The organism is uncultured Idiomarina sp. (assembly GCF_964010655.1).
GTDB classification, from domain to species: Bacteria; Pseudomonadota; Gammaproteobacteria; order Enterobacterales; family Alteromonadaceae; genus Idiomarina; species Idiomarina baltica.
This window is the reverse complement of sequence record NZ_CAXGLS010000012.1, coordinates 34053-54626: the sequence shown is the minus strand read 5'-3', so window position 1 is coordinate 54626 and position 20574 is coordinate 34053. Positions and strand designations below refer to the sequence as shown.

Below are 20574 nucleotides of genomic sequence, written 5' to 3'. Positions count from 1 at the left end.
CACCATGAACATGCCGCGTGCGCTGTTGCCAAATTCATTCAGTTTTGGGCTCCATGCTGAAATCACCCCAAAATCAGGCACTATCGCGACAATACCGCCACCGACACCACTTTTCGCAGGCACGCCAACGGTAAAAGCAAACTCACCACTTTGGTCATACATACCGCTCGTTGATAGCAGCGCATTGATGCGTTGAGCATCTCGCTTAGTAATGATTTCGCGCTGAGAGAATGGACATACACCGGCATTTGCGAGGAATGTAAACGAGCGCGCGAGGTTTTCACAGCTCATACTAATCGCGCATTGCCAGAAATAATGATCAAGGACTTCATCTACATCGGACTCAATGTTGTCGAAGCTTTTCATTAAGTGAGCGGAAGCCGCGTTCCTATGACCATGTTCTTTTTCCGATGCATGTACTGATTCATCAGCATATATTCGGTCATTACCACACAGGCTTCGTACAAGGCTCATTACAGCGTTTTTACTGGTCGAGTAGTGGCTAACTAGCACATCGCTAATTAAAATCGCTCCTGCGTTGATCATGGGGTTACGCGGAATGCCCTTTTCCCATTCTAACTGCACAATGGAATTAAACGCCTGTCCTGAAGGCTCCATTTTGACTCGTTGCCACAAATCGTCACCCAAACGATCCATCGCCATCATTAAGCCAAATATTTTGGAGATGGACTGGATCGAAAACAACGTGTCCGTGTCACCGACGTTGAACACCTCTCCATCCAGTGTCGTCAGAGTCAGCGCACATTGCTCCGGCTCGACAGCAGCAAGCGCAGGAATGTAGTCGGCGACGTTGCCCGACTGGATCTGCATCGCTTGCTGATGAATTTCTTTCAATAACCGGTTGAGATCATCGGGGGCTTTTATTTGCTGGCCACCGCTTACTAAATCACGCGTCAATGGGCTGCTCCGGATGTTGTAGTTCAACTAAGCGCTGTCTCAGCTGTTCGCTTAAAGTGACTGAACGTTGTTGCTCAAAATCGAAATAAACAAGTACGGTTTTGCCCTTCGCGCAGAGCTCGCCCTTTTGCCAGATTTCGGTGCCAATATCAAAAGAACTGCCGCCAAGACGTTGAACAAAAGTCTTCACAGTCACATTCGAGCCAAAGAAAATGGGTCGTGCGAAATCAACTTCAAGACGAGCAACGATCAAACTTTTTGTTTTTGGCGACATTTCACCAAAGAACTCAAATATAGGTAACCGACCGGTCTCAATCCACATAGGCACAACGGTATTGTTTACATGACCTAAGGCATCGGTTTCATAAAAACGAACTTTAAACTGCTCTTCTAACATCCTGTCTTCCTATGACGATTTAAGCATGGGTTTAAGAAAGCGTGCGGTGTGAGACCGCGTTTCATTAACAATTTTTTCAGGAGCGCCCTCGGTGAGGATCTCACCACCGCCCGAGCCCCCCTCAGGACCTAAGTCGACAATCCAGTCAGCGGTTTTAATCACATCTAAGTTGTGCTCGATAACGACCACGGTATTCCCATGGTCACGCAGACGATGAATCACCGCCAGTAATTGCTTGATATCATGGAAGTGAAGTCCTGTAGTGGGCTCATCCAGAATATAAAGCGTGCGCCCAGTATCTCGCTTCGACAATTCTCGCGACAACTTCACACGCTGCGCTTCACCACCTGACAACGTCGTTGCCGATTGACCAAGGCGCACATAAGACAAACCTACATCCATTAAGGTCTGAAGTTTGCGTGCAATCGCGGGAATCGGATCAAAGAACGCGCGCGCCTCTTCAATGGTCATATCTAATACTTCATGGATATTCTTGCCTTTATACTGAATATCCAGCGTTTCACGATTGTAGCGTTTACCCTTACAAATATCACAGGGTACATAGACGTCCGGCAAGAAGTGCATTTCAACTTTAATGACCCCGTCACCCTGACACGCCTCGCAACGTCCGCCTTTAACGTTAAAGCTAAAGCGTCCTGGTTTATAACCGCGTGCTCTGGCTTCTGGTACACCGGCAAAGAGTTCCCGTATTGGCGTGAAGATCCCCGTATAGGTCGCTGGATTAGAACGAGGCGTACGCCCGATGGGACTCTGATCGATATCAACCACCTTATCCAACAGCTCCATACCTTCAACACGTTGGTGTGGAGCTGGCTCACTGGTGGTTGCACCGTTAAGCTCGCGGTGAGCAACTTTGAATAAGGTATCATTAACTAACGTCGACTTACCTGACCCCGACACGCCCGTCACACAGGTCATTAAACCTAAAGGAATGTTTAAATCGACATTTTTTAGGTTGTTACCCGTGGCGCCAATAATTTTTAGCCAACGGCCATCTGGCTCATGCCGTTGACTTGGCACATCGATCAATTTGCGACCCGATAAATAATCACCTGTTAAAGACCGCTCAGTTTTGACGATATCATCGACCGTTCCCTGTGCCACGATCTCGCCGCCATGCACACCGGCACCGGGACCGATATCAATTACATGATCCGCCTGACGAATTGCGTCTTCATCGTGTTCGACGACCAATATGGTATTGCCTAGATCACGCAAATGAATCAGTGTATTAAGAAGACGTTCGTTATCACGTTGATGCAAGCCAATACTCGGTTCATCCAGTACGTACATCACACCCACCAAGCCCGCGCCAATTTGACTGGCTAAACGGATTCGTTGAGCTTCACCTCCGGACAAGGTTTCTGCGCTACGCGATAGGCTCAGGTAATTCAAACCCACATTGACTAAAAAACCGAGCCTATCGTTAATCTCTTTCAATATTTTTTCAGCGATTTTTCCACGCTGACCATCAAGATCAAGGCTTTGGAAAAAGTCTAATGCATCGCCAATCGAACGTTCTGCAACTTGAGGTAGATTTGTATTTTCGATAAATACATGACGCGCCTCAGTGCGCAAACGGCTACCGTGACAGCTCTTACAGGGTTGAACCGCAATATATTTTGCTAACTCGTCGCGCACCGCTTGCGATTCTGTTTCGCGGTATCGCCGTTGCATGTTGGGAATAATACCTTCAAACGGGTGCGCACGAACGACCTTATCGCCCCGATCATTCATGTAAGTGAACTTGATTTCTTCTTTGCCGCTGCCGTAGAGCAACACTGCACGAGTATCTTCGCTTAATTCATTGAATGGTACCGACAACTTAAAGTCATAGTGCTTAGCCAATGACTGTAGCATCTGGTAGTAATAAAAATTGCGTTTATCCCAACCGCGGATAGCGCCGCCGGTGAGCGATAAGTCGCCATTGACGACCACCTTACTCGGATCAAAAAATTGCTCTACCCCCAAGCCATCGCAGGTTTGGCAAGCACCGGCTGGGTTATTGAACGAGAACAAGCGTGGTTCTAATTCTTGCATACTGTAACCACAGTGCGGGCAAGCAAAGTTAGCCGAGAACACCAGTGTTTCACCTTCTTCACCCGGCATTGGTGCAACAAACGCCGTACCGCCGGTCATATCAATAGCGGTTTCAAACGACTCGGCCAAGCGTTGTTCGATACCCTCACGCACTTTAAAACGGTCAACAACCACCTCAATGGTGTGCTTCTTTTGTAACTCGAGTGTCGGCGGATCGCTTAGATCACAAATTTCACCATCGATGCGCGCCCGGATAAAGCCTTGTAAAGCAAGGTTTTCTAACACCTTGACGTGTTCGCCCTTACGGTTCTGTACGATGGGTGCCAATAACATGCGTTTTGATTCCGCAGGCTCGGTAAGTACTTGGTCAACCATTTGTGAAATGGTTTGCGCCGCCAACGGGACATCATGTGTTGGGCACCGAGGTTCGCCCACACGGGCAAATAATAGACGTAAGTAATCGTATATCTCGGTAATGGTACCCACCGTCGAGCGCGGGTTATGAGACGTCGACTTCTGCTCAATGGAGATCGCAGGTGATAAACCTTCAATGCCGTCTACATCAGGCTTTTCCATCAGTGACAAAAACTGACGAGCGTAGGCGGAGAGTGACTCAACATAACGTCGTTGACCTTCCGCATATAACGTATCAAACGCCAGCGACGACTTGCCTGAACCGGATAATCCCGTAATGACTACGAGCTTATCGCGCGGTATGGTTAGGTTAAAATTCTTTAGGTTGTGTGTTCGCGCACCACGTACTTCGATTTTGTCCATAGTAAACTTTTTTCTCCGCGCATAGGCGTCAATGATTCAACCGAGTGAGCCGAGTATTATCGCACAGACTTGGGTATCTGGTACAATGCCCGCTCGGTCGTTCATAATAGCGAGCATTATGAGTCAGCAACAGTTAAATAGAACAGAAAAGCGCGCAGCGTTCGCACTTGCCTCCGTCTTTGGCATACGCATGTTGGGCCTGTTTTTGATCATGCCTGTCATGGCAATTTATGCCCACGAGTATCCGGATTACACACCCGCGTTGATGGGAATCGCTTTAGGAGCTTATGGTTTAACTCAAGCTTTTTTCCAAATTCCGCTGGGTATGTTATCGGATCGAATAGGGCGTCGTCCTATCATCGTTGGCGGCCTTTTGGTGTTTGCTCTAGGTAGTATGATTGCTGCGCAAGCAGATAGTTTGGTGGGGGTCGTCGTAGGTCGCGCCGTGCAAGGTATTGGTGCCATTGCAGCGGCTATTTTAGCGATGGCTGCCGATGTTTCACGCGATAATCAACGCTCGAAAGTCATGGCGATTATCGGTATGTGTATCGGCTTGGCATTTGCGCTAGCGCTGATTATCGGTCCGTTACTCGCCGACCATATTGGCTTACAAGGCCTATTTTGGTTTACTGCCGCGAGCGCCCTCGTGGGGATTGGCCTATTACTCGTCGCAGTGCCGAAAGCATTGACTAAATCAGCCCGTCGCGAGGCGTTGCCTGTTGCCACGGAACTTAAACATTTGGTGAGACACCGCCAACTTTGGTTACTCAATGGCGGCGTATTCGTACTGCACGCGGTACTCACGTCTTGGTTTATTAGCTTACCCACTTTGTTAGCAGCGCATGATGTACGAACGGAATACCATGCCTTATTTTATTTACCGACCTTAGTGCTATCGATCGCGTTAATGGTGCCCATGATTATTCACGGCGCAAAAACCAATCAACATGTCACTTGGTTTAGGTTGTCGATTTTATTGTTGATGGTGGGTGCGACACTGATTACATGGTGGGGGGCTTCGCTGATTGTGATAGCCATCGCGTTGGTGGTTTTTTTCACAGGCTTTAACTTCTTAGAAGCGACACTACCTTCATTGCTTACACGTATTGCCCCTGCAGGCAGTAAAGGGAGCGCCAGTGGCATCTATTCGACCTGCCAGTTTAGCGGGGCGTTCGTCGGTGGCGCGCTAGGCGGTTGGCTCTTACAAACTTATCAGCTTAAAGGGATTGGTGTAGCGAGTTTAGCTATACTAGCGTTATGGTTTGTTTTGAGCCGTTTGATGCAAAACCCTAAAGCCGTAACAAACGTGGTGATTAGTTTGAAAGGGCTTGAGCAACAAACCCTTGATCAGTTTAATGACGCGCTACTTGGAATATCAGGCGTCGAAGAAGTTCGCTACGCGCCTGATGATGCTACAAGCTATTTAAAAGTTGATAAAAAGCAGTATGATGAGCATGCAGTCGAAGCATTGATCGAACGTCACAAATCGGCCCAATAGCGTGTTAAACTATTAAAAGAGAAAATTTTAGAACAGGAGAGAAATATGGCCAGTCGCGGTGTGAATAAGGTAATTTTGGTCGGTAACTTGGGCGCCGATCCTGAAGTTCGGTATACCCAGAACAGTACCGCTATTGCTAATCTCTCAATCGCAACCAGCGAAACGTGGAAAGACAAGCAAACAGGTGAACCCCGTGAACAAACTGAGTGGCACCGTTGTGTTGCTTATCGTCGCTTAGCAGAAATCGCCGGTGAGTATCTTAAAAAGGGCTCAAAAGTGTACGTTGAAGGTCGCTTACAAACACGTAAATGGCAAGGTCAAGACGGCCAAGATCGCTACACGACAGAAATCGTAATTAACGAAATGCAAATGCTCGATTCTCGTGGCGGCTCTGGCATGGGTCAAGGCCAAGGTATGAATCAGGGCATGAACCAAGGCATGCATCAAGGTATGAACCAGGGCATGAATCAAAACCAAGGCGGCAATCAGCCTGCGCCTAATCAGCAGAGCAATCCGAACCAAGGTTTTGGACAGCAGCAAGGTTTTCAAGGTGGCCAGTCAAACCAAGGCAATGCGATGCGTTCTAACCAAAATCAGCAGCCTTCACAACCAGAACCGTTTTCACCCGATAACGATTTTGATGACGATATTCCGTTCTAGGTCACGACTTCACTCGCTGTTTATCGAAAGCCCTCAGTCGAGGGCTTTTTTGTATCTATCTTTCCGATTAGACCCATCGAAATCACCTTAATTTACTTAGCTTGCTAACTTTGTTAATATATTTAGCAAGCTAACTAAATGAGACCAGGTTATGACACTCTCACAAGAGCAACTCAAACAACTGTCCGTGCCCGAACGTTTAGGACGGGTGGCACGGCAATGGCAATCTGTCGCAGATCGTGAACTGGCACCCTTAGGTTTAACTTACCCACGCTGGAGCGCGATGTGGAAGCTGGTACGAATCGGTGATGGCGCAAGTCAAAAGCAATTGGCAGAGGCGTTGGAGATAGAACTCGCATCATTAATGCGAACGTTGACACAGCTAGAGCAACAGTCACTTGTTGTACGGCGCGTATGTCCAGACGATGGCCGCGCTAAGCGAGTTTATCTAACCGACGCAGGTCATACGTTGGTGAAAAAAATGGAAGCCAAAATCCTAAAAGTACGTCGTACGCTGATGGCTGATATTGCTGACGAAGACATTGAAACGGTTAAGCACGTATTGGCGGTGATTTCGCGTAACGCCCACCAAATGTGCAGTGAACAAAAGAAGCACGACGATAAGCAAGGAGGTGACACACAATGACGGCTGATGAAAAATTCGCGAAGTGGGTTAAGCGAGCGCTTATTGGCTTTATCGCATTGTTTGCTTATTTCCTCTGGGCTGATTTAGCGTTACCGCTTACGCCGCAAGCAATGGTGACTCGCGTAGTCACTCAGGTCGCGCCGCAGGTTAACGGTACGGTAGAGCAAGTGTTGGTTGACAATAATCAGTATGTGGAGCCGGGCGACCCTTTATTTACGCTAGATCCTCGACCGTTTCGTTTGCAGTTACAGCAAGCTGAATTAGCTTTGCAACAGGCACAACAGTCGAACCGTCAACTGGATGCACAAATTCGTGCTGCTCAAGCAAAGCTAAAGTCAGCACAAGCGACTGCTGATGAGCAAAGTCGTGAGGCGCAGCGAATCAAAGACTTAGTCAAGGAAGGCAGTACATCTGAGCAAGCGTTTGATCAGGCGCAGAGCGCGGCGCTGCAAGCACAAGCAAATGTTGATGCAGTTAAATCGCAATTGGAGAGCCTCAAAGTTCAGCGCGGTGACTCAGACAATGCCTACAACCTGCTTATTCAACAGGCTAAAAATGCGGTCGATAATGCCGAGCTGAACTTGAGCTATACCACTGTACGAGCGCAACACGCGGGTCGTGTAAGTAACTTAAAACTCAGCGAAGGTGTATATGCCCGACAAGGTAACCCATTACTGGCGTTGGTATCGCCTCACGCGGATATTGTAGCTGATTTTAGGGAAAAGAATTTGCGCCATGTAAAAAAAGGTCAGCGCGCATTGATTGTCTTTGATGCCGAGCCAGGTACCGTTTATGAGGCGACGATTGATAGCGTTGATGCCGGTGTTAACGCAGGTCAGTTGAGCGCGGATGGCACACTCGCACAACCGATTAACTCGAACCGCTGGGTGCGAGATGCCCAACGTATGCGTGTGCACCTGAGCCTTGCCAAAGGTATTGATAACCCCCGTCCAGCGGGCGCTAAGGCAACGGTACAAATTGTGCCCGATAGCCGCTTTAAAGCCGCCGTTGCACAAGCCCAAGTACGTCTACTGGGTTGGTTACATTACATTTACTAGCATGGGAGCAGCGATGAAACCGCTCGGATTAACTGAAAATGGTCTACGGCAATGCTTGCGCATTGCCTTCGGGGCGTCCATTGGCTTCTTAGTCACCACGCTGTTTGATTTATCCTATGGTGTGTTCTTTACCGTACTGCCCATGCTCTTGCTGGGTTTAGTGCCGGTCATTAACGGACATGTGGCGCGTCAACTTATCGGCGCCTCGGTGATGTGTGGGATTGAAGTTGGTCTTGTGGCACAGCTGTTAGGTGGCCATCCGATACTCATGACGATGGTCGCATTTTTGTTGTTTCTGTATCGCTTTGCTTTCATGGCACGCGGCACTGCGTTTTTATTTGGCGCCAATGGTGTGTTGATGCTAAGCATCATGTTGCACTATGCGAGCTATCCAACTACCGACGTCAATAACCTCATTGCGAGTAATTTTTTCGCGTCATTGTTGGCTATCGCTATTGCTTTTATGATGCATACATTGATTCCCAACAAAGCAGAGCCCAGTGCGCCTCCCGTAGCGCCTGAAAAATCATCGAACCGCGTCCGTCATGAGGCGATTTTAGGTGCCACGGTGACAACCTTGTCATTTTTAGTCTTTCAGCTGTTTGATTTGCAAGACTCAATATCCGCGCAAGCAACCACTATTTTGGTGTTGTTCCCCATGCATTGGAATGGTGCGCTGACTTACGCGCGTAAACGCGCGATGGGCACGCTGATTGGCGTCATGTTTGGGCTTTCAGTACAGCTATTACTTTATGATTGGTACGACGCATTGTGGCTTATTGTGCCCTTATTTTGGATTGGTGTGATGTTGTTTGCTCGGCTTCATGTGCTTGAGGCTTCCGGCGCTGGTGTCGGCTTTGGTGCGCTCACAACGTTAGGTATTCTTTTTGGGCAGTACTTATCGCCTACGCAAGATCTTGTGTATTCAGGTCTCTACCGGCTTAGTAGTACCTTGGTTGCGATTATTGCGGCAATGATGGTGTGTTATATCGTGCATAAGGCTTTGAATCAGTTTGTCGCAACGCGTTTTGGCAGTTAATGAAGAAAAAAGACCGCTGAGTGTTGATTAAATTTAGTGAAGCCGCATAATTCGCGTTAATGATATTTAATATCTGTTTTCAGCGATGGAGCGCCTCTCATGACATCGATGTCAATTAAGTTTTTTCAACGACTAAGCACCCAAATCTCGCTATTGGTGGGCTTTGTTGGCGTTGCGATGTTTGTCAGTTTAGCAACCTTCACGATTACGGAACAGACGACTGAAAACAGACACGTGGTCGAACAAGAGGTTTTAACGACTGCGCGCATGATGCAGGCAACGTTCGATCGCGTGGTCCGTTATGAGCGCACCGATCTACTCCATGAAATTCTTTCCCAGCTACAAGACCAACCCAATGTTCTAGCCGCCTTTATCTATAACAGAGAGGGGCGTATCGAGTATGCCGCTGATCATCATTGGCTTGATAAACCCTTATATCAAGCATTGAATATCGCGCCGCAAACTTGGCATGAACTCAATGCAAACAGCGATATCACGCTACATCACGTTGAGGACCAAGGTCGCTTGATTGTTTACGTGCCGCTGACGGTATCTTCGGACTTTCCTGAATTTCGACCTTTCTCACTCATGATCGCGTTCGAGCAAAAGCATACCTTTTGGAGTGTGGCTCAGTCACGTATTACCACGTTGACAATTCAGCTCATTATCGTGCTGTTGTTGGTTGCACTTCTGCACCGATATCTGAATTACCGTATTAGTAAACGGCTTGGCTACATGCAAACCGGTGTGCAAGCGATGCGGGATGAGCAAAAGCGTGTTGCTATTGACGTACGCGGCAAGGATGATATCGCGGCGCTGGCGCGTCAGGTTGAAGCGATCGCTGCCGAGCGTCATGCGCATTGGTCGAAACTTAAAAACCTAGAAACCGCCGTAGACCAAAGCAATGAGTGTATTATCATCACCAATGCCGAGGGTGAAATCGAATATGTGAACAAGGCATTCGAGTGGATTACTGGCTATCAGCGTTCGGAGTTAATCGGGAATAATCCACGTATTCTCAAATCAGGTTTAACCGCACAATCGGTTTATCGTGATCTTTGGCAAGTACTCAATCAAGGTAAAACCTGGCGCGGTGAGTTATTGAATCGGCGTAAAGATGGCCAAGTGTACACGGTGTACTCGATCATTACTCCTGTCTACAACGAGCAGGGTGAGTGTACTCACTACATCGCGGTTGAAGATGATATTACTGAGCGTAAGGCGGATGAGCAGCGGCTGCACTTTATGGCGTACTATGAGACGTTGACGGGGTTACCGAACCGCCTGCATATGACTCAGATCATCGACCAAGCACTTGCTGCGTTGGAGCCGGCTGAAATGGGCTACTTGCTACTGGTTGATATCGATCGGTTGCAGCAGATTAATGACGCCCGCGGACATGAATTTGGCAATCGACTCGTACAATGCTTTGCCGAGCGATTAAAACAGTGGTCAGACAATCGCAATGTGCAGCTGGCTCATTTGGGGGCTGATTTATTTGCGATACTTTTCCCAGCGCAAAAAGTCGATCGTAATCAGTTAAAAGAGCAGCTGTACGAGACGTGTGATGCACTCCTCGAGGTGACACGTGCGCCCTTGCAGTTGGACGATGATGTGTTGACCATGTCTGCGAGCATAGGTGCCGTCATTTATCCGCAGAAAGAGGGAAATGCCGAGCAGCTGTTGCGTCGTGCTGAAACAGCGTTGCATAAAGCAAAACGCTATGGAGGCAACCACTTTGCGGTATACCGTCAGCAGTATGGTGACGAAATTAAGCACCAATTTGAGGTAGAGCGGATGCTTCGCCAAGCCATCCAACAGGATCAACTCGAGCTTTATTTGCAGTCTCAAGTTAACGCGGCGGGTACGGTGGTGAGTGCAGAGGGACTGATTAGATGGCATCATCCTGAGCAAGGTATGATCAGTCCGGGTGTTTTTATTCCGATAGCCGAGCGTTCAGACTTAATTCTTGCGATTGACCATTGGGTGTTAAACCGTGCGGCACAGATTTTAGCGTCAGAAGAGATTGCAGAGCACCATTTTGATGCGCTATCGGTAAATATCTCGGCACGCCATTTTATTCGCGGTGACTTGGCGAAAAGAGTCCGTGAGTTAATAGAAACCTACCAGTTTAACCCCAGTCAGTTGATGATTGAAGTGACTGAAGGTGTCCTCATTGAGGATACTGAAAAAGTGATTGAGGTGATGCACCAGTTGAGTCGTCTGGGCGTGCGCTTCTCGATTGACGATTTTGGTACCGGTTATTCATCACTCGCGTATATTCAGAAGTTGCCTGTCAGTGAGCTCAAAATCGATCAGAGCTTTGTGCGTGGAATCGGCGAGAAGAGCACCCACGATGCCCTCGTAGAAACTATTTTGTCGATTGGTGAACACTTGGGTCTGCGATTAGTCGCGGAAGGGGTCGAGACCGAGCGTGAGGCGCAATTCTTAATTGAACGTTGCCCCACGATCGTCATGCAAGGTTACTTATATGGTTATCCCACCCCTGCTCAAGAGTGGCTGGCGTCTTTTAAGCCAAACTGCTCGACCACTTTGTCAAAGTAAGCGAGGTTAGTCTTGGCATATTCTCGTTTAGCCACATAGTCGCCTGGGAAGAAGTTCTTTTTAAAACCGTAGGCGACCATGTCTTTTAGACGTTTTAGCGAGATATCAAAATTATCGACAGCTAATTGATATTCGTTGCTGACGGTCGTGCGCGATACCAATCGGTTATCGGTACAAATAACCGTGGCTAGACGGTTGTCGAGCATATGCTTAAAGTTGTGGTTCTCGATACCACCGATGCTTGGGTTGGTTTGAAGATTACTGGTAAGGCAAACCTCAACAGCAATACGGCGATCGGCAATATATGAAGCTAAGTTTTCGCCATACGCTTTAGGATCTTCAATCGACGGATCCTCGGTCATTTCAGGCGAGAACAACGAGTACCCATGGCCTAGACGGTCCGCGTGGCACTGGGTAAGGGCCTCGAAAATACTCTCTGCGCCATAGGCTTCACCCGCGTGTACGGTTTTTAGCAAGAAGTTTTCATGGGCGTATTCGTACACATCTTTAAACTGGCTTGCCGGATAGCCGATTTCTTGTCCTGCGATATCTAAACCGACGATAGGTAAACCTTCATCATCACGCATTCTGACGCTGGCGCGCACCAACTCCATCGCCGCCGTGCGAATCACTTGCATCGGTTCAAAGTCGCGTAGATGTTGGAAGAGCTGAGTATAGTAGGGTGAGAAACCTTTTTTACCGAACATGCGCATCGCACAGTTGATGATGCCATAATCAAAGGGCGGTTTTTCACCGTGTTGCACACTCGGCTGTTGGTTGTATTCGTTTTTAGCTCGCTTTAAACCATCGTTGACCACATGCATGATGGTATCAAAAGTCACACCTGCAGCTGGATTCATTAACAACTGAGGCGCAAAGCGAACCTCGATATAGTTGACGCCTTCTTCCTGGTTATCGATAGCAAGCTCGTAGGCGGCTTGTTCGAGATTTTCGAGGTTGCGGAGCGCAGCACAGGTATATTGAAAGCCGTTTAAGTACTCACCTAAATTGTTGTAGTGAGACTTAAAAACCTGATCAAATAACCCTTCTTCTGTATAACTGGGGAGTTCGATACTGGCGCGTTTAGCCATATCAATGAGGCTTGATGCACGTAAGCTACCATCTAAGTGCAAGTGAAGATCAGCTTTAGGAATGGCCTTGATAAAATCGGCAGGGTATTGCATATCGAAAACTCCTCGGTAACATTTGCTTGGCATTATTTTGGCACAGAATTGACTCGGATAATAAAAAGAATCCCACTATGGCATCACTTTATTTTACCTATTCGGCAATGAATGCCGGCAAAAGCACCTCGTTATTACAGGTGGCACATAACTATGAAGAGCGTGAGCAGCAAGTGTTGCTCATGACCCCTGCGATCGATAACCGCGCAGGACAGGGGAAAATTGCCTCACGTTTAGGTATAGCGCGTGATGCCCTCCAGTTTACGCAGGACTGTGATCTCGTTGAACTGATTTTAAAGCAGTATCATCAGCGTCGAATTGACTGTGTTTTGCTTGATGAGGCGCAATTTTTAACGGAACAACAAGTTTGGCAGCTAACGACCATTGTCGATACACACAATATTCCGGTCATGTGCTACGGCATCCGTACCGACGCTTTTGGTGATGCGTTTCCTGGTAGCGCTGTACTGCTCGCTGTCGCAGATAAACTGGTTGAAATGAAGACGATTTGCCACTGTGGACGCAAAGCAACGATGTCGCTTAGGGTGGATGAGCACGGTAATGCAGTAAAGATGGGCCAACAAATTGCGATTGGCGGTAACGACCGCTATATATCGTGTTGCAGAACCCATTGGAAAGAAGCGATGGGTATTCGTTAACGAGGTTCTGTTGCTGACTTGACGAACACAGTATACTAGGGGTGTGTATTCGCTCCGATGAGGTAACTTGATGAACTCAATTACGATCCGCCGCCCCGATGATTGGCACTTACACTTACGCGATGAAGAAATGCTGGCGACTACAGTGCCGCATTCTGCTGAAGTGTTTCACCGTGCGGTGGTTATGCCGAATTTAGTCCCCCCGGTGACAACCGTGTCTTCCGCATTAAGTTATCGTGAACGCATCATGGCCCAGCTCGGCGCGGATCAGCGCTTTGATCCTCGTATGGCACTTTATTTAACAGGCGAGACGACGGTCGAAGAAGTAAAAAAAGCAGCCGCTGAAGACAAAGTCATCGGCTTTAAACTCTATCCTTCAGGCGCAACCACTAACTCAGCCTCTGGCGTAAAATCAGTCGAAGCTTTAGCCCCCGTACTCGAAGCGATGCAGGCGCACGCTGTGCCGTTGCTGGTTCATGGTGAAGTGACCGACGCTGATATCGATATTTTTGACCGCGAGAAAGTGTTCATTGAGCGTCATTTGATCCCGATTACTCAGCAATTTCCTGAGCTGAAGTTGATTTTGGAGCACATTACGACCGGTGACGCAGTCGACTTTGTGACTTCGGCTCATGACAATGTGGCGGCTACGATAACCCCTCAGCATTTGTTGATGAATCGCAATCATCTGTTAGTGGGGGGAGTGCGTCCGCACAACTATTGCTTACCGATTTTAAAACGTCGTGAGCATCAGGAGCGTTTACAAAATGCGGCTTTATCGGGGAGTGCCAAATTCTTTCTAGGAACAGATTCCGCGCCGCATGTAAAAGCCAACAAAGAGACCGCATGTGGCTGCGCAGGCTGCTATTCGGCCCCTGCTGCCATTGAACTCTACGCGGAGTTTTTTAGTCAGCATAATGCGCTCGATAAGTTAGAGAATTTTAGTTCGGTGTTTGGCGCGCAGTTTTATCAACTACCATTGAATGAAGAGCGCTTAACCTTAACGCAGGACACTTGGCAAGTACCTGAGCAAGTCGCAACCGCGACAGGGCCTATTGTACCTTACTATGCCGGTCAAACGTTGCACTGGAAGCGTTCATAATAAGCGCGTTTGACCGCAGCCCTGAGTTTACTATGACATTTCTCAGGGCTGAAGTTATCTTTTGATTGACCGATACTAGATTAAGTATTCTTAATTTTGGTATTGGTCAAGCCCATGAAACTAACCCACAAGCTGTACACGGCATTTGCTGCCATCCTCCTAGTCCTCGTTGTATTGATCACAACGACGCTATTCAGTATTCGATCACTCGTAAACACAACTTCTCAAGCAGAGCAAACGTTTACTGTTATTACTGTTGCGGAAGATTTGGTTAAGCAATTATTGCTGATTCAAAGTGGTCAACGTGGCTATGTCATCAGTGGAAACGACGAGGACAAGGTGCCCTATGATGAAGGAAAGGCTCACCTGTCTAAATCATGGGAACAGCTAAAACAGCTCAGCCAGAGCTCATCGGCGCAACTCAAACGTTTAGAGGAGTTTAATCAGCTGTATCAACGCTGGCTCGAAGAGGCTATGGAGCCGGTTATTTCGATACGGTTGCAATACGGTCCCGGTGCGATGGGCTTAGATCAGGCTGCATATCTTGTAAAACAAGGTCGTGGCCGCGAAGACATGCAAGCGATGCGTGAGTTAATGGATAGCTTTATCGCTTTTGAGCGCACGCAACTCACGGAACGCCATGCAGAGGCCGATCAGGCGAGCCTATTGGCGGAATGGACAACATTATTGGGTGGTTTAGTGGTGGCACTTGTTGCGATTGGTTCGGCTTGGACATTCAAAAAGCAACTTCAGAATCGCTTGGCCGATGCGCAACAGGCGATTGATGCCATTGCCGACGGGCAATTAAACTATCGAATTACCACGGACGGCAAGGATGAAATAGCGCAGGTGCTCACGACCTTAAAGTCCATGCAAGACAAGCTGAAAGCGATGCTAAATAACATTCGACACGCCGTTAATGAGCTTAATGATTCCAGCGGCGTGGTGGCGAGTACCGCCGAACAACTGTCTGCATCTTCGGATGAACAAACACAAGCATCTGATTCGGTTGCGACTGCGATACAAGAATTAAGTGCGAGTATTGAGCAGGTGTCAAACAATGCCGAGCAAGCACGAAGTATTGCTCATCGCTCGAGTGAGGAAGCCCGCGAGAGCAGTACGGTCATTGAGCAGATGACACAAGCGATGGATCGTATTAACCAAGCTGTCACGCAAGCTTCACAACGACTGACTGAACTTGATGCTCAGTCAGAGAAAATTAACGATATTGTGTCGGTTATCAAAGGTATCGCTGATCAAACAAACTTGCTGGCGTTAAATGCAGCGATTGAAGCGGCTCGTGCGGGCGACCAAGGACGGAGCTTCTCAGTTGTAGCAGATGAGGTCAGAAGCCTGGCACAACGTACTGCAGAGTCAACGGATGAGATTGAACACATGGTTGGAGAGATTCAACGCGGTACGCAAAGTAGCGTTAAGCAAATGAAGCATGGCGTCAGTGAAGTCGAGGAAGGCGTTGAACTTGCGGACATGACTGGACAAGCAATGAGACGGATACGCGACAGTTTTAATGACGTGATGCAGGTCGTACAAGAGATTAGCGAAGCGTTGAATGAGCAGAACCGTGCCAGCGATGAGGTCGCTGAAACCGTTGAGCGATTTGCCGGTATGGCGCAACAAAACCAAGAAGCGACACGCCATTCAAGCGGTACTGCGCACACTTTGCAGTCACTGGCGGCAAAACTCGAACAAACGGTGAAACGTTTTTCTTTAGATTAGTGAGAGGATAATCAAAAAACGGGGAAATAACGCGCATTTTTGTTCCAAAAGGCGTATGTGGTTTGATAACATAAACAAAAAATAAACAAAGGAATGCTCAGTGCGCTTTTTGTTCGGGAAAAAAAACGCTTCAAATTATCAGCTTGTAGTCAGTATTAATGCGACTGAGCTTCGTTTCCTTGTCCTTAAAATAAAAACAGAGCAAGAGCCTGAGTTGATCGTGAATGATGTTGAACCGATCAAAAATAATCACATTGACCATGCGTTAAATGCCTTTAACGAACGTTATAAAAAACTGTCTTTAGAGCATGCACCCGTTACTGTTGTGCTGCAGCCCGCTCATTATCAATCAACCACTGTTGAACGTCCCGACGTACCTGAACAGGATCTTGCCGCAAGTTTACGGTTTCAATTAGATGAGCTGACCGATATGAGTCCCGATGAGATGGTGACCGATTATTACGATCTGCCATTAAATGCGAGTGGACAAGATAAAATAACGGCCGTTGTTGCCTCCAAGACATTGCTGAGTCAAATCGTTGAGGCGGTCGCTTCGCAGTCGTGGCAACTCGATAGCATTACCGTCAGTGAAGTGGTGTTGAAGAATTTATTTCAAACCACCGACAATGCTTGCTTGGTGCTTTACGGTTTGAGTAAAAGTCGCTACGTGGTGCAAATATATCGCGCTGGAGCGTTGGTGTTCACACGTGAACTGAGAGGCGTCCGAGACTTGTCTAAGTATTCAGCGCAAGAGATTGAACTCGGCGCCTTGGAACCTTTGGCGACAGAAATACAGCGCTCGATGGATTACTATGAAGGGCAGCTCCGTCAAGCGAGTCTACGCCGAATTGTGTTAGCGATAGCCGGTCCACAACGAGAGGCCATGGCAGAATCATTGCGTGACTTGCTAGCAGCTGATGTTGAGTTGTTTGAGTATCCGAGCTGGATGAGCGAGCTATGTGAGGGAGACTTCTCGGACTTAGAAGCGCTGGGTGCTAGCTTATCCTCACGGATAGAGGGGGCGGCACAATGAAGCAGTTCATAAATTTATATACCGATGAGCTCAAACCCATTGTTCTCCGACTCTCGCTTGCTCGCAGTTTAGTGGTAGCTGTAGCACTGGCTATTTTATTACTTGTTGCGTGGATAGTGTTAAAGAGCTTAGCCAGCGAACGGCAAGCGACCGCTGATGAGATGAATCAGCAGTTACAGCAGTTGCAGCAGCAACAAACACAACTTCAGGCGCAAGTTCAGCAGAAAAGCCCCAATCAACAATTGATCGATCAGTCCGATAAATTATCTCGTCAGATCCAACAGCAAATGGAGCTTAACGACCGGCTCACTAATCTCGAATCGCGTCAATTGATTGCGCCTCAGCAGTTGATGTCGGAATTAAGCGCCATTGATATGGATGGACTCTGGTTAACCGAGTTTGGTATTGAAGAGGGTCGGATTAACTTGCACGGTAAAGCTATAAAGGGGCACCTCATTCCGAAGTGGATGGCGCGTTTTGAAGGAAAGCCTGTACTCGAGAATAGTCGCTTCTCGGTCGTCGATTTGTCTCAATATGAACAAGACAATCAAAGCTTTAGCCTAGCGAGTGAGCGAGGTTCAGATGAATAAGCGCTGGCAACAGTTAAATCAATGGTTTCAGCAACAGCCTCGGGATAGACGCATTTTAATTGCGATATTAGTGTGGGTGCTTATTGCCGTATATATGGGGAGTACATTATTACTTCCAAACATTAAAGCAATGAATTCCAGCAAATTACGAACCGAACAGTTGGCTCAGCAGTTGAGCCAAGTACGCGCGTTGAACGAGCAATTGAAGTCACAGTTACAACAGGATGTAAACCAGCCGATTCGTGATGATATTGAACGTAAGCAGGCGCGTTTGACGCAACTAGTAGAGCGCGCAAGCGGCTATAGCGTATTAGGCGCGGCACAACGGAAAGCGTTTTTACGCGCCGCATTGAATTATCCTGATGACATGCAACTGGTTTCGTTGACGACACCTCAGCCTGAACGCATCACAGATGAGCAGAGTGGTGCTTTGTATCAGCATCGCGTCGATGCCGTATTCAAGGGTGACTTCGAACATATCATGGGCTATGCAGAGCAACTTCAAGCTGAGTTTCCTGAAGTTGAATGGCTGAAGTTTAATTATCGTGTGGATAGCTATCCCGAAGCTGAACTGAGTATCGCATGGCGTATTATCAGTATGGATAAGGAGTTTATCGGTGCAAACTAGTCCTTATCGTTTGACGTGGCTACTGGCGACCGTCGTATCAGTCGCTTCATTTACAGCGCAAGCTCAAGATCCAACTCAACCATACGGTTGGACTGCAGGGCGTGGGGTAAGTTCTCAGCAGGATACGAACTTAGTATTAGCGCAAGTCGTTGTCTCGGCTACGTCGCAGCGTGCCCTAATAAACAATCAATGGCTAAGTCTCGGTGACACTATTGCAGGGTTTCGTGTTGAGGACATCGGTTCGAACAGTGTTACCTTAAGCAATGGCTCGGTTCAACGAATACTTAAATTATTTCAGCCATTGAATATAAAGAATATCGAATCTCAGGGAGATCAACAATGAGAGTGCTTTGGATAGCAGCGGTGGCAACGTTGCTGACGAGCTGTGCCTATCAGCCCGATGAAAAACCGCGCGAGGCTTATAAGGCGATGCAGCAAGATACCCCTGTGCAAGGAAAGCAACCCGCATCATCAGCGGTACCGGACGATGTGGCCGCTTTCTTGAACCAGTCAGTAGAGCGCCAAGCAGGCGAGTCCCGTGCTCTCGTTGGTAGCGAACCTCGCTTTGTATTACAGGCTGATGGTGTGGCCGCAAAGCAATTTTTTTACAGTCTTACAGTGGATACACCTTACAATATCGTAGTTCACCCAGATGTCTCAGGTGATATTTCGCTTGATCTAAAAGATGTGACTATCGATGAAACGCTCGATGTTATAAGCGATATCTATGGTTATGAGATTCGTCGCGATGGTCGTATGATCCAGGTATACCCTGCCGGTGTTCGCACGCAAACCTTTACGCTCGATTATCTTTCGTTGAAGCGCTTTGGCTTATCGCAAACGCAAATTACGAGCGGCGGTGTTAGCCAAGAGCGAAATAACAATAATACCTATGGAAACAATAACAGCTACAATAATAGCGGTTCATCCAACATGGGTGGATTAGGTGGTCTCAACGGTGGCGGCCAAAATCAGAACTTCGGCAATATGAATGCCGGCGGTGCTAATGGCGCATCGGTCAATACGCAGTCAGAAACGGATCTTTGGGGTAGTTTGGAAGATATGATCCAAGGCATTGTCGGCGGTAATGGCAGCGTCGTGCTCTCGCCACAAGCTGGGCTTGTAAGTGTCACTGCACAACCATCAAAACTGCGTGCAGTGGGTCAGTTTCTCGACAATTTACAGTCCCGTTTACAAAGACAAGTGATTTTAGAAGCACGCATTGTTGAAGTAACACTAGGCGACCAATATCAACAGGGTATTCGCTGGAATGAATTAAACATGAGCGGGCGATTTGATTTCGGATTTAATGGCTCTGTCCCGAACGATATCGCTGCCGCGACGGCGGATGGTGTGTTCGGTTTAACCTTTAACTCTAATCGCTTTACCGGCTTTCTTGAATTGCTGCAAACGCAAGGCAGCGTGCAGGTGCTTTCAAACCCGCGTGTCACCGCATCAAATAATCAAAAGGCGGTGATAAAGATTGGTGAAGACGAATATTACGTCACGGATGTAACGTCGCAGACCAATACCACGGTCACACAAGACGCGTTGACGAGTTCAAATGTTGATTTGACGCCCTTTTTCTCGGGTATTTCGCTTGATGTCACACCGCAAATAAGTGACGACGGCGAGGTCACACTGCATGTGCATCCGTCAGTCGTTGAGACGAAGGAACAAGAAAAAGTAATTACGATTGGCGATGAAACACTGCGTTTGCCATTGGCGCGCAGTAATATTCGTGAATCTGATACGATTGTACGAGCGCGCAGTGGTGAGATCGTTGTACTCGGTGGTTTGATGCAAAACTCAACGTCAGAAAACGTAGAAAAGGTACCATTGCTTGGCGATCTGCCGCTGGTAGGGAACCTATTCAAAAACAAGAGTAACGATGCATCGAAAAAAGAGTTAGTGATATTGATCAAGCCAACAGTTATTGGCGCCGATACGTGGCAGAAGGAGTTAGAGCGCTCACGTGAACTGTTGGAAACCTGGTTTCCAGACATCGCGCATGAACAGTAG

Annotated in this window: 18 protein-coding genes; 14 read left to right on the top strand and 4 right to left on the bottom strand. The window is 47.8% G+C overall.

Going from position 1 to position 20574, the window contains the following annotated elements:
* The 3 genes from ABNS04_RS05100 to uvrA form a co-directional block, all read right to left on the bottom strand.
* The coding region (locus tag ABNS04_RS05100) for a glutaminase (RefSeq protein ID WP_348671213.1) at nucleotides 1–918 on the bottom strand (918 nt) is incomplete at its 3' end.
* The gene (locus tag ABNS04_RS05095; RefSeq protein ID WP_006956839.1) at nucleotides 908–1315 is read right to left on the bottom strand and encodes a thioesterase family protein; all 408 of its coding nucleotides are present in this window, start codon (nucleotides 1313–1315) and stop codon (nucleotides 908–910) included. The genes ABNS04_RS05100 and ABNS04_RS05095, both read right to left, overlap by 11 nt.
* Before the next feature lie 9 nt (nucleotides 1316–1324).
* Nucleotides 1325–4153 carry an excinuclease ABC subunit UvrA gene (gene uvrA, locus ABNS04_RS05090; RefSeq protein ID WP_272977542.1) on the bottom strand — a complete coding sequence of 943 codons (2829 nt, stop codon included), beginning with the start codon at nucleotides 4151–4153 and terminating at the stop codon, nucleotides 1325–1327.
* Nucleotides 4154–4184: 31 nt separating this feature from the next.
* On the opposite strand from uvrA, the gene ABNS04_RS05085 reads away from it, so the two are divergent.
* The 6 genes from ABNS04_RS05085 (at nucleotide 4185) to ABNS04_RS05060 (ending at nucleotide 11619) form a co-directional block, all read left to right on the top strand.
* Complete coding sequence (locus ABNS04_RS05085; RefSeq protein ID WP_272977543.1) at nucleotides 4185–5651, top strand: MFS transporter; 1467 nt, start codon at nucleotides 4185–4187, stop codon at nucleotides 5649–5651.
* A gap of 45 nt (nucleotides 5652–5696) precedes the next feature.
* Entirely contained in the window at nucleotides 5697–6311 is a 615-nt protein-coding gene (gene ssb, locus ABNS04_RS05080) for a single-stranded DNA-binding protein (protein WP_006956836.1), read from the top strand.
* 151 nt (nucleotides 6312–6462) lie between these two features.
* Complete coding sequence (locus ABNS04_RS05075) at nucleotides 6463–6957, top strand: MarR family transcriptional regulator (protein ID WP_272977544.1); 495 nt, start codon at nucleotides 6463–6465, stop codon at nucleotides 6955–6957.
* On the top strand, nucleotides 6954–8015 hold the full coding sequence (locus tag ABNS04_RS05070; protein ID WP_272977545.1) for an HlyD family secretion protein: 1062 nt from the start codon (nucleotides 6954–6956) through the stop codon (nucleotides 8013–8015). Before ABNS04_RS05075 ends, ABNS04_RS05070 begins: the two co-directional genes overlap by 4 nt.
* Nucleotides 8016–8028: 13 nt before the next feature.
* On the top strand, nucleotides 8029–9054 hold the full coding sequence (locus ABNS04_RS05065) for a DUF2955 domain-containing protein (RefSeq protein WP_272977546.1): 1026 nt from the start codon (nucleotides 8029–8031) through the stop codon (nucleotides 9052–9054).
* Between the two features lie 99 nt (nucleotides 9055–9153).
* Nucleotides 9154–11619: a GGDEF domain-containing phosphodiesterase gene (locus ABNS04_RS05060; protein WP_272977547.1), complete on the top strand. Its 2466-nt coding sequence runs from the start codon at nucleotides 9154–9156 to the stop codon at nucleotides 11617–11619.
* Here the strand turns inward: ABNS04_RS05060 and ABNS04_RS05055 are convergent.
* The gene (locus ABNS04_RS05055; protein ID WP_272977548.1) at nucleotides 11565–12803 is read right to left on the bottom strand and encodes an adenosine deaminase family protein; all 1239 of its coding nucleotides are present in this window, start codon (nucleotides 12801–12803) and stop codon (nucleotides 11565–11567) included. The two genes, ABNS04_RS05060 and ABNS04_RS05055, sit on opposite strands and share 55 nt — an antisense overlap.
* Nucleotides 12804–12880: 77 nt before the next feature.
* Here ABNS04_RS05055 and ABNS04_RS05050 point away from each other — a divergent pair, with 77 nt between their 5' ends.
* From ABNS04_RS05050 to mshL, 8 genes are all read left to right on the top strand, one after another.
* Nucleotides 12881–13462: a thymidine kinase gene (locus ABNS04_RS05050; protein WP_071463013.1), complete on the top strand. Its 582-nt coding sequence runs from the start codon at nucleotides 12881–12883 to the stop codon at nucleotides 13460–13462.
* Between the two features lie 70 nt (nucleotides 13463–13532).
* On the top strand, nucleotides 13533–14564 hold the full coding sequence (gene pyrC, locus ABNS04_RS05045) for a dihydroorotase (RefSeq protein WP_272977549.1): 1032 nt from the start codon (nucleotides 13533–13535) through the stop codon (nucleotides 14562–14564).
* A 114-nt stretch (nucleotides 14565–14678) separates the two neighbouring features.
* Nucleotides 14679–16301: a methyl-accepting chemotaxis protein gene (locus ABNS04_RS05040; protein WP_272977550.1), complete on the top strand. Its 1623-nt coding sequence runs from the start codon at nucleotides 14679–14681 to the stop codon at nucleotides 16299–16301.
* A gap of 100 nt (nucleotides 16302–16401) precedes the next feature.
* Nucleotides 16402–17334 carry a hypothetical protein gene (locus ABNS04_RS05035; protein ID WP_006956826.1) on the top strand — a complete coding sequence of 311 codons (933 nt, stop codon included), beginning with the start codon at nucleotides 16402–16404 and terminating at the stop codon, nucleotides 17332–17334.
* Nucleotides 17331–17924, top strand: coding sequence for a PilN domain-containing protein (locus ABNS04_RS05030; protein ID WP_272977551.1), 594 nt, complete (start codon nucleotides 17331–17333; stop codon nucleotides 17922–17924). Before ABNS04_RS05035 ends, ABNS04_RS05030 begins: the two co-directional genes overlap by 4 nt.
* Complete coding sequence (locus ABNS04_RS05025) at nucleotides 17917–18552, top strand: hypothetical protein (RefSeq protein ID WP_006956821.1); 636 nt, start codon at nucleotides 17917–17919, stop codon at nucleotides 18550–18552. The genes ABNS04_RS05030 and ABNS04_RS05025 overlap by 8 nt, the downstream gene beginning before the upstream one ends.
* Entirely contained in the window at nucleotides 18542–18895 is a 354-nt protein-coding gene (locus tag ABNS04_RS05020) for a hypothetical protein (RefSeq protein WP_006956820.1), read from the top strand. The genes ABNS04_RS05025 and ABNS04_RS05020 overlap by 11 nt, the downstream gene beginning before the upstream one ends.
* Nucleotides 18892–20574, top strand: a complete 1683-nt coding sequence (mshL, locus tag ABNS04_RS05015) for a pilus (MSHA type) biogenesis protein MshL (protein ID WP_006956818.1) — start codon at nucleotides 18892–18894, stop codon at nucleotides 20572–20574. Before ABNS04_RS05020 ends, mshL begins: the two co-directional genes overlap by 4 nt.